Origin of the sequence: Aquamicrobium terrae (genome assembly GCF_040545735.1) — a bacterium.
Lineage (GTDB): Bacteria > Pseudomonadota > Alphaproteobacteria > Rhizobiales > Rhizobiaceae > Mesorhizobium > Mesorhizobium terrae_A.
Window position 1 is genome coordinate 131,479 of sequence record NZ_JBEPML010000012.1, and the last position, 8,003, is coordinate 139,481.

The 8,003-nt window shown below is 64.1% G+C and carries 9 protein-coding genes and 1 pseudogene; 6 read left to right on the plus strand and 4 right to left on the minus strand.

All coding sequences use genetic code 11. The features are described 5' to 3' along the window. Positions 1-425: 425 nt before the first annotated feature. The 4 genes from ABID37_RS17370 to ABID37_RS17385 all read left to right on the plus strand — a co-directional run bounded on the left by ABID37_RS17370 (position 426) and on the right by ABID37_RS17385 (position 3,655). Complete coding sequence (locus tag ABID37_RS17370; RefSeq protein ID WP_354197040.1) at positions 426-1,367, plus strand: DUF2493 domain-containing protein; 942 nt, start codon at positions 426-428, stop codon at positions 1,365-1,367. After that, positions 1,357-2,193, plus strand: a complete 837-nt coding sequence (locus ABID37_RS17375) for a hypothetical protein (RefSeq protein WP_354197042.1) — start codon at positions 1,357-1,359, stop codon at positions 2,191-2,193. The genes ABID37_RS17370 and ABID37_RS17375 overlap by 11 nt, the downstream gene beginning before the upstream one ends. 715 nt (positions 2,194-2,908) lie before the next feature. Then, the gene (locus ABID37_RS17380; protein WP_354197044.1) at positions 2,909-3,232 is read left to right on the plus strand and encodes a DUF736 domain-containing protein; all 324 of its coding nucleotides are present in this window, start codon (positions 2,909-2,911) and stop codon (positions 3,230-3,232) included. A 60-nt stretch (positions 3,233-3,292) separates the two neighbouring features. Further along, entirely contained in the window at positions 3,293-3,655 is a 363-nt protein-coding gene (locus ABID37_RS17385; protein WP_354197046.1) for a hypothetical protein, read from the plus strand. 188 nt (positions 3,656-3,843) lie between these two features. Here ABID37_RS17385 and ABID37_RS17390 read toward each other — a convergent pair. Next, positions 3,844-4,065, minus strand: a pseudogene (locus tag ABID37_RS17390) (WGR domain-containing protein); the annotation flags it as partial. Positions 4,066-4,521: 456 nt separating this feature from the next. On the opposite strand from ABID37_RS17390, the gene ABID37_RS17395 reads away from it, so the two are divergent. Both ABID37_RS17395 and ABID37_RS17400 read left to right on the plus strand, forming a co-directional pair. Further along, the gene (locus tag ABID37_RS17395) at positions 4,522-5,082 is read left to right on the plus strand and encodes a hypothetical protein (protein ID WP_354197048.1); all 561 of its coding nucleotides are present in this window, start codon (positions 4,522-4,524) and stop codon (positions 5,080-5,082) included. Positions 5,083-5,224: 142 nt separating this feature from the next. Continuing rightward, positions 5,225-5,431, plus strand: a complete 207-nt coding sequence (locus ABID37_RS17400; RefSeq protein WP_354197050.1) for a hypothetical protein — start codon at positions 5,225-5,227, stop codon at positions 5,429-5,431. Between the two features lie 28 nt (positions 5,432-5,459). On the opposite strand, the gene traG is transcribed toward ABID37_RS17400, so the two are convergent. Genes traG through ABID37_RS17415 form a run of 3 tightly spaced genes read right to left on the minus strand, consistent with a single transcriptional unit; the run spans position 5,460 to position 7,886 of the window. Continuing rightward, positions 5,460-7,379: a Ti-type conjugative transfer system protein TraG gene (traG, locus tag ABID37_RS17405; RefSeq protein ID WP_354197052.1), complete on the minus strand. Its 1,920-nt coding sequence runs from the start codon at positions 7,377-7,379 to the stop codon at positions 5,460-5,462. Then, entirely contained in the window at positions 7,370-7,609 is a 240-nt protein-coding gene (locus ABID37_RS17410; protein ID WP_354197054.1) for a conjugal transfer protein TraD, read from the minus strand. The genes traG and ABID37_RS17410 overlap by 10 nt, the downstream gene beginning before the upstream one ends. After that, positions 7,599-7,886: a TraC family protein gene (locus tag ABID37_RS17415; protein WP_354197062.1), complete on the minus strand. Its 288-nt coding sequence runs from the start codon at positions 7,884-7,886 to the stop codon at positions 7,599-7,601. The genes ABID37_RS17410 and ABID37_RS17415 overlap by 11 nt, the downstream gene beginning before the upstream one ends. Positions 7,887-8,003 lie beyond the last annotated feature (117 nt).

The following is an 8,003-nucleotide window of genomic DNA, read 5'->3' on the forward strand; positions in this document are numbered from 1 at the left end:
CGGTCGCGATGGAGCCCGCCGCGCAGGTGTTCTGGCTCCAACCGCGTCTTCTCAGCTCGCACCATGGCGACGTCAACGACGGTCTGGCCGACCGGACGGCGGGCTCCCGGATCATCTGCGGTCGCTGCTCGCCCGACAGGAGCGCTGGCCCTTCTGACCCCGCTCGAAGCGGCCCGGAGGGGAAGGCGGGGCGGGGGCCGGCGCGGCGGGGAGAAGGCGGTTCCTGCTGGCCGCTGTCCCGGCTGGGCGCGCGCCCGCTGGCCTGCTGAGGGGCGATCCTTACCGCGTGGCGGACGAGCCTTCAACGGGCGAGCCGTCCGACAGAGCGGCCGCGGCGCAAGCGCCGCGGTTCCGGCCCGTCCGCTACGCGGTGGGGATCGCCGTCAGGCCGCGAAGGGCGCGGCCCCAACAAGACGGAGACCATCATGAACCTCACCCTTCCCTTCGCCGATGCCTTCGAGCCCCACCACGCGTCGTCCCCGACGGACAGCGTCATCTACGAAATGCAGATGTACGGCCATCGCCCCTTTCAGGACGAACCGGACCCGCGGCCGTTGCCCGAGGAACTGGCCATCCAGTCATCGCTGACCGCCATCTTCGACGCCCTGTTCGAGATGCTCGGCGACACACGGCTGGAGCCGGATCTCGAAGATCTGCTCTGGTCGACGGTCAACCTCTTCCACCGCGCCGGCGAACGCATCCAGCGCGAGTTGCAGCGTAACGAGGATGCCCAGCGCGCCGGCCAGCGTGACCAGGACGGCTCAGAGGTCAAGAGCGTCGAGCTGGAGCGCCTCATCGCCGAGGGCATCACGCTTCTGGAGCGCCGCAATGCCTTCGAGTTCATGCGCGACCACGCGGCCGACCTCTTCGAGGTGCAGACCGGATCGGCATGGCGCCCGCGTGCCGGCTCGAAAGTCAGCCACGCCAACATGACGGCGGCGATGATCGACTCCAGAGACTTCCTCTCGGCCCGCCGCCGCGCCGAGACCGAGATCATGATCCCGGCCGGAACCAAGATCGCCTTCGGCGGCGGCATCGACTACAATGATCACGAGGCGATCTGGGATGCGCTCGACCGCGCGCGGACCAAATTCCCCGACATCGTCCTGCTGCACGGCGGCTCACCGAAAGGCGCCGAGCGCATCGCGGCCTGCTGGGCCGAGGCGCGCGAGGTGACGCAGATCGCCTTCAAGCCGAACTGGACGAAGCACGCCAAGGCAGCCCCGTTCCGGCGCAACGACGAACTGCTCTCCGTGATGCCGAGCGGCGTCATCATCTTCCCGGGCTCCGGCATCACCGGCAACCTCGCCGACAAGGCCCGCCGCTTCGGCATCCCGGTCTGGCGGTTCGGAGGAGATGGCGCATGAGCGCCGTTTTCCTCCTTTCACGTACAGCGATCGGCTTGCCATGATGGTGACGTTCCCGTTCGGCTGCAGGCTCGGCGCACACACGCCCCGTGCCCTGCCGCTTTCCGACCACATCACGAAAGCGGAAGATTTCAAGGTTGGTGCCTCTTCCACGGCTGGCAGGCCCGGTCGCGGCGGAAGGCCGCTGGCTGAGCCGGCAAAGCCGGCGCAGCTCTCAGCAACGATCGTGCGCGCGGAGGGAGAGAGGGTGGCGGGAAGCGGGCAGGACCGTTGGAGAGAAAGGAGAGTTACCGTGGAGATGATATTCATCGGAGGATCACGCGACATATTCGAACTGCCCGAGCCCGCCGTCGAGCGCATTGGCGCGATCGTTGCAGCTGAGCACGGCGTTTTCATCGGCGACGCGCCTGGAGCCGATGCCGAAGCGCAAAGCGTGCTCGCTGGTTACGGATACGAACATGTCGGCGTGTTCCATTCGGGCAAGGAACCTCGCAACAATCTCGGCGACTGGGCCGCGTACCACATCCCGCCGCCACCCGGCGCGCAAGGCTTCGCGGCTCATGCCGAGAAGGACCGGGAGATGGCCCGGCGCGCCGACTTTGGCCTGATGATCTGGGACGGCGCATCCCCGGGAACAGCTCTCAACATGCTGCGTCTCGCGATCATCGCCTCGCCCTGTGTCGTCTATGACATGGCGCGAGGGGTTGTACGGACGATCTGTAACACGGCCGACTGGCGCGCGATGCTGCACGATGCGGGACCGCAGGTCAGCCAGCAGGTCGCGGCGCGCATGACTCTCGATGAACGCAACGCGCTGAGGCAGTAAGGACCTCGACGCGCACGCGGCGGCGCTTCCGATTGGCCGCATGTTTGGCAATCGCAGCGCCAGCGTCGTCACTCAGCGTGATGCGCGAGGCAAAAGCCGGCCCTTCGAGGAGCCGGCTGGCTCGGTTCACTCCGGATCGTTTCGCAGGACGGGTTCTCCGGTTCCCGCGCACGGAAGGGACAGGAACGACATCGCCAAAGACTCGGTCCAGTCCGATTCGCCGCCGGCTTGGCGAGACGATGGATCTTCCGAGTAGCGGGAATGTCTCCACCAGCCCGCGCCGCTCCCGGCGACAGGTGCGTGTTGAAAAATGCGTCAGCGCACGAGCGATCCGCGCGCCATGTCACCGTCGGCAGAGATGGTGAAGGGGCAAGAGACCGGACCGGCGCGGGGCTGCCGCGTTATGGACCGGCGGGGCTTAGCGCCGGGTGTGCGGTCGGGGCGGCCTGGTGTACGACGCCTGCGCTCGCATCCGGACAGTTCCCGTGTATGTCGCCTTTGTAGAGGACCGCCTGCTTACTGCGATCAACCCCGTTGGGGTCCACCCGGCAAAATTTCTGGAAAATTCGATTTCTGTTCTTTGCCCGCAGGCGCTTCGCGCCCGCTTTGCGGCAAATAGAATTTTCCAGAAATTGTGCCGGCCTGACCGCAGCAGGACGGCCCTCTCCTTCGACGCCATCGGGAACGGTCCCGATGCAACCGAAGGAGAAGTACAATGGCCACCACGATCGCACAGCTCACCCAGAAATCCGATGGCTCCATGGAGGGCGTCTTCGCCACGATCCGGGTCAACGCTCCGATCACCGTCATCCCGAACGGCGACAAGTCGCACGAGGATGCCCCTGACTACCGCGTGATCAACAAACGCACCGGCTTCGAGATCGGCGCGGGCTGGTGGAGGACCTCGCAGCGCACCGGCAAGGAGAATGTCTCGTTCAAGCTGGAGGCGCCCGAGATCGGTGTGGTCTTCGGCAACCTCGCTCCCGCCCCCGGCGGCGAGGAGAACAAGAAGGTCATCCTCTGGAACAACCCGGAGTGAACCAAGCCAGCCGGCCCCGCAAGGGGCCGGCTCCTTTTTTGCCCGGTAAGGAGCAGTACCATGACGACTCATACCATTGCCGCGCTACCGGGCGGCCAACTAGATCCCGACCTCGAAGTGCTGCTTGCCGGCAAGCTGCCGATGACGCTCAGGCGCGTCGAGCGTACCGATGAGCGCGCGTCAGATTACCAGATCGACATCGGCGGTTGGGTCGATTTCGGGTTCGGCTGGAGCCGGACGGCCCTCAGTCAGGAATCTCCTACATCGCCATCATGGTCGAACACCGGGTCGGCACCGGGATTTCGGGCGCCGCATGACAATCGCCGGACCACGAAGGACGGTGTTTGCGCAGTTCCAGTCGGTCGCGCCCGTGAAACTGCATTCCAGAAACGCCCCTTCGCAAGCCGTCTCCCGGTCGCCTAGACGACTCTCGCGCCGCCCGAGGACGCTGCGGCGTTTTCGAATTCGAGCCACGCCCCGTAGGGCTCCGCCAGAATTTCTGCCTTCCGCTCCAGAGCTCGCCCGATAGCGTGCATCAGCGCCGCTTCCGCCTGCTCTGGCGACAACTCCCCTTCCGCCCCGTTCACGCACGCCGCCTGATGCCGTACCCACGCGCGCTTGCAGCGCAGCAGGCCGAGGAAGAGCGATACGGCCTCAGCTTCCTGTTCAAAATGATGCACCTTGGCCTGCCCGCGCGAACCGACGCGGCCCCATCACCGTGTCAGGCAAGGCGTGCCGAACAGCGTCACGTCAATGGACAGCGCATAGAAGCGCGCCATGTTCTTTCGTGGATCCGTGCGCTCGATATAGAGCCGGTGGGGTTGGGCGAGCATGGCCGGAGAATCGCCCGACCTCGGCACTGGCGTCCAACAACATTTATGAATCGGTGAGTGCTCAACGATTCATATCGGTGATAGGACGTCGGAGCGGCGTGTGCGGTCTCCGGGCGAGCCGCCTTCGGCGACCGTGTGCTATTCGCTTCGCTCACGGAGCCCGGCCGCCCCATCGCAGGGGGCTTCCCCTCGCACTCCCCGCCGGCTGGTCGCCGGATATGGACGCGTCCCCTGGCGGGAACGCGGGTCTATCTCTCTGACGGCCCAGTCTACTGGCCGCTCCCATCGCCTCAAGGACTGCGCGGCCCCTCCAATTTTCAGCCGACGCCGAAGGGGCGTCGTCAGAAAATCGGCACCTCCGCTTGCCGCCTCCGGCGGCCGCTTCGCGATCCTTGACCCGATGCTCGACTTGCCTGTCGCCCGGGCTCCGTCATCAAGATGAAGGAGACCATGGCAATGGCTTACGACACGCTCATGCTTATCGCGCAGCTTTCCGGTTTGCGCATCAATGTCCTCGCCAATCGTCTGGGCTGCGACAGCGATCTCGCGCGCGGCGTCCACACCACGCTCGCCGGCATCCTCGCCGCAATGATCGAAGATCAGCGCAGGATTCTCGCCGCCGAAGGCGTGCGTGCGATGTCGCGCGGCACGGCGGACGAAGAGGACGCCTTCTACGATCTGCATCACTACCAGAGCGCCTATCACGAGAAGTGGCTGGTCGAGCCGGTCGCGCTGCTGGACGACTATCTGGTGGATGATTTCACGCGGGAGTATTATGACTTCCGCGAGCAGCGCTGGTATTTCTGCGATGGCGTGCTGCCTATCGTCGAGCCGGTCGCGCCCGAAAAGCTCTGCGGCCTCGCCGGTGTCGTCGCCGAAATCGAGGACATCAGCGGCGCAAGGTTCACCACCGACCATGTCTACTACAGCGAAGCCGAAGCCGAGGCGGCTTGGTGGGCGAGCACCGGAAACGATCCGGAGACAGTCTTCGGCAAAGACAAGATCGGCCGCATCTGACGGCCGGAAGATCGGGGCGGTGAGAACCGCCTCGATCTTTTGATTTCGCAACCGTGTCGCGCTGACCGCCGCTGTCGCCATAGAGGCGACTGTTTGTTCATCCCGTTTGTGCGCCATGGACCGGATCGATCGGTCCAGCCTTATGATGTTGGCGGCGATCGTCATGGTGCCGATGTCGATCGTGGTGTTCGCCAACGCCGATGCGGCCAGCGGCATGCCCTTGTGCACCTTCGCGCTGATGGCGATTGGGCTTGTCGCCTTCGCCATTGGCTACACGATATTCGTCGACTGGATCACGCCGCCCGGCGCGGAAGATCCGTTTGCGCGCTATCGGCGGCACGATCAGTAGCGCGTCTCTCGCCCGGCAGGGTTACCTGTTATCGGCTCGACTTGGCGAACCTGTTGGGCTTGGCGGCACGGTTCATATCCCTCCGCCGGAAATACATCGCCCGACCGCAGCGGATCGGGCGCTGGCCCTGCACGATGATGATCTGCTCATCCCTGCGCATGGTCTGCGTGATCTCATGCGGCATGATTAGCGGTCTGCGCTGGTAGGTGACGTTCTCCGATCTGCGCGTTCCCCCGCTCGCCATGTTCCAACTGACGTCGCGCGAGCTTCCCTTGACCTCAACCGTCATGTCTCCGCACTGCGCCGAGACGTTGCGCGCCGTGTCCAGCGCCTTGATCGCCGCATAGCTGGCGAAGGCGCAGCCATCGATCCACGATGTCGCGCCGTCCTTCCCGAAATGCTTCTCAAGCTGGCCGACTGACTGGTACATCAACATCAAGGAGACGCCATGCTTGCGATTGCGGTCACGCGCCTCTTCGAGCACGCGCATGTAGCCAAGAAGATCGACCTCATCGAGCATGAACAGAGCCCGGCGCTGGAAATGGCCATCGGCCTGCACCATAGCCTTGATCAGCGCCCCGATGATCACGCGCCCGATGCCAGGATAGGAGGTCAGGATCTCGGCTGGCAGGTTCAGGAAGAAATCCTTTTCGCCCTTGACGAGATCGCTGGACTTGAACGCGTTGCCGCACACGAGCGCGGCGTAATTGTCGAGCGACAGCCATTGCGTGTCCTTCGACGCCGTCGAATAGACGCCAGAGAAGGTCTGTTCCGTCATGTTGGTGAAGACGCCCAGCGTCTCTCGGATGAAGGTCGATGAGGAATGCTCCTGAATCTCACGCAGCATCCGAAGCACGGACGGTTCCGGCTCGGACACGATCTGGCGCAGGCTGCGCAGGTTGCGCCGGCCGGCATATTCGGGCGAGAGCATGACATGGGCGAGCAGGCCGGTCAGGAGATTGTGCGCCTGGTTCTGAAAGTATGATCCGGTCGAGGATTCAATGCGCACGCTTTCCGACAAAAGCATGTGCGCAACACCGACAATGTCTTCCTCCTTCTTCTTCGATGACTCGATCCAGTCAAGGACGTTGAAGCCCATGACGGGATTCGTCGGATCGAGCACCATCACCTTGCGGCCAAGCACGTGGGTTCGATGCTCGACGACCATCGGCGCGATCTCGGTCGATGGATCGAAGCAGATCAGCGGCCCGCTGTAGCGCAGAGCGGTCGGCACGACGTTGCTGGTCGTCTTGAAGCCGCCGGAGCCGGAGAAGAACAGCATGTGCGTGGAATCGAAATTGAGCTTGTAGGTCAGTAGCGGCATGGTGCCGCCCTTCCCCCATGTGGATGCATCATAAGGATCGAACGGCACCTCATGCACGACATCCTTGTCCACCCGGTAGCGTTCTCCGACCACGATCTCGCCATCCGGTGGAAACAGTCTGCCGGCAGCCGGCATCGGCAGCCAGTCCGCGTTTCCGAAGATTCCGGTCTTCGCGCGTTTGAAAGGTTCGGGCACGACGGTGGTGATACGCGCGGCGATGGCCATCAGCATGAAGCCGATGACCGCGCCGAGAACGGCGACCATGTCGAGATAGGACAGCGCCTCATCCCACGACACCGCGCCGCTCGCGACCGAAGGCGCGAGTCGCCCATATTCGCGCAAGCCATAGAAGCCGGCGACAGCGAAAAACGTCACGAGGCTCGCCATCGCGATTGGCCTTCGCCTGTGCATCGGCAAGGCCCATATGGCGAGCAGTCCGGTGAGCGGTCCGAACAACAACGCCGGTAGCGGAGATGCCCGCAGGAACCAGTACTCCGTCTTGCCGGACAGGTCGGCGGCGAGAGCCGGCCATCGCCAGCCGACGACATAGACGGCAAAGGCGGTGACGGCGATCGGCACCAGAACGAGCAGCTGGCTGGGATGCGGTTTTGTCCTCAGCCCCATTCCGCTATCCGCGTCCTGCGCGACGAACCGTCACCAGGTTGCGCAACCCTGAAGGCTTCCTCGCCGATATCGCGCAGTCGCCGATGTTCCGACGAACCGGGATCGACACTGGCCAGTTCGATCAGGCCACCGAGCAGGAAGGCGCGGTCGGCGTTTGACAATCCCGCGGTGACGACGATTGCGCCGAGCAGGAACGTCTGGCGGGTCTCGCGCTTGCGCTCAGCCGTCATGAGAAGCCGCCGCCGCCGCTCCAGTTGCATCGGCTGCCGGTCGAGGCGACGAAGCAACTGAAGCGGATGCCGCTTTTTTCCCCTCGCCACGAAACCGCGCGGCGATGTCTTCGAAGATGCGCTCGACCTCCTCGTCCGCGATCTCCATCTCGGCCAGTCCCGCTTTCGTGGCGGCGCGGGCAAACCGCTCGGCGGATTTTACTATCAACGTTCGCTTGCGCTCGCGCAGCTTCTCGATCTGGGCGTCAATGTCGGAGATTGAGGGTTTTGCGGCCATCCTTGCGTCCCTTCCCATCGGGTGAATGTGGATGGCGATGATTATACTATCTGGAAGGAAATAGTAAAACAGGCTATGTTGCCTCATCCCGAACACGTCGCAGCCGCAGTTGCAAGC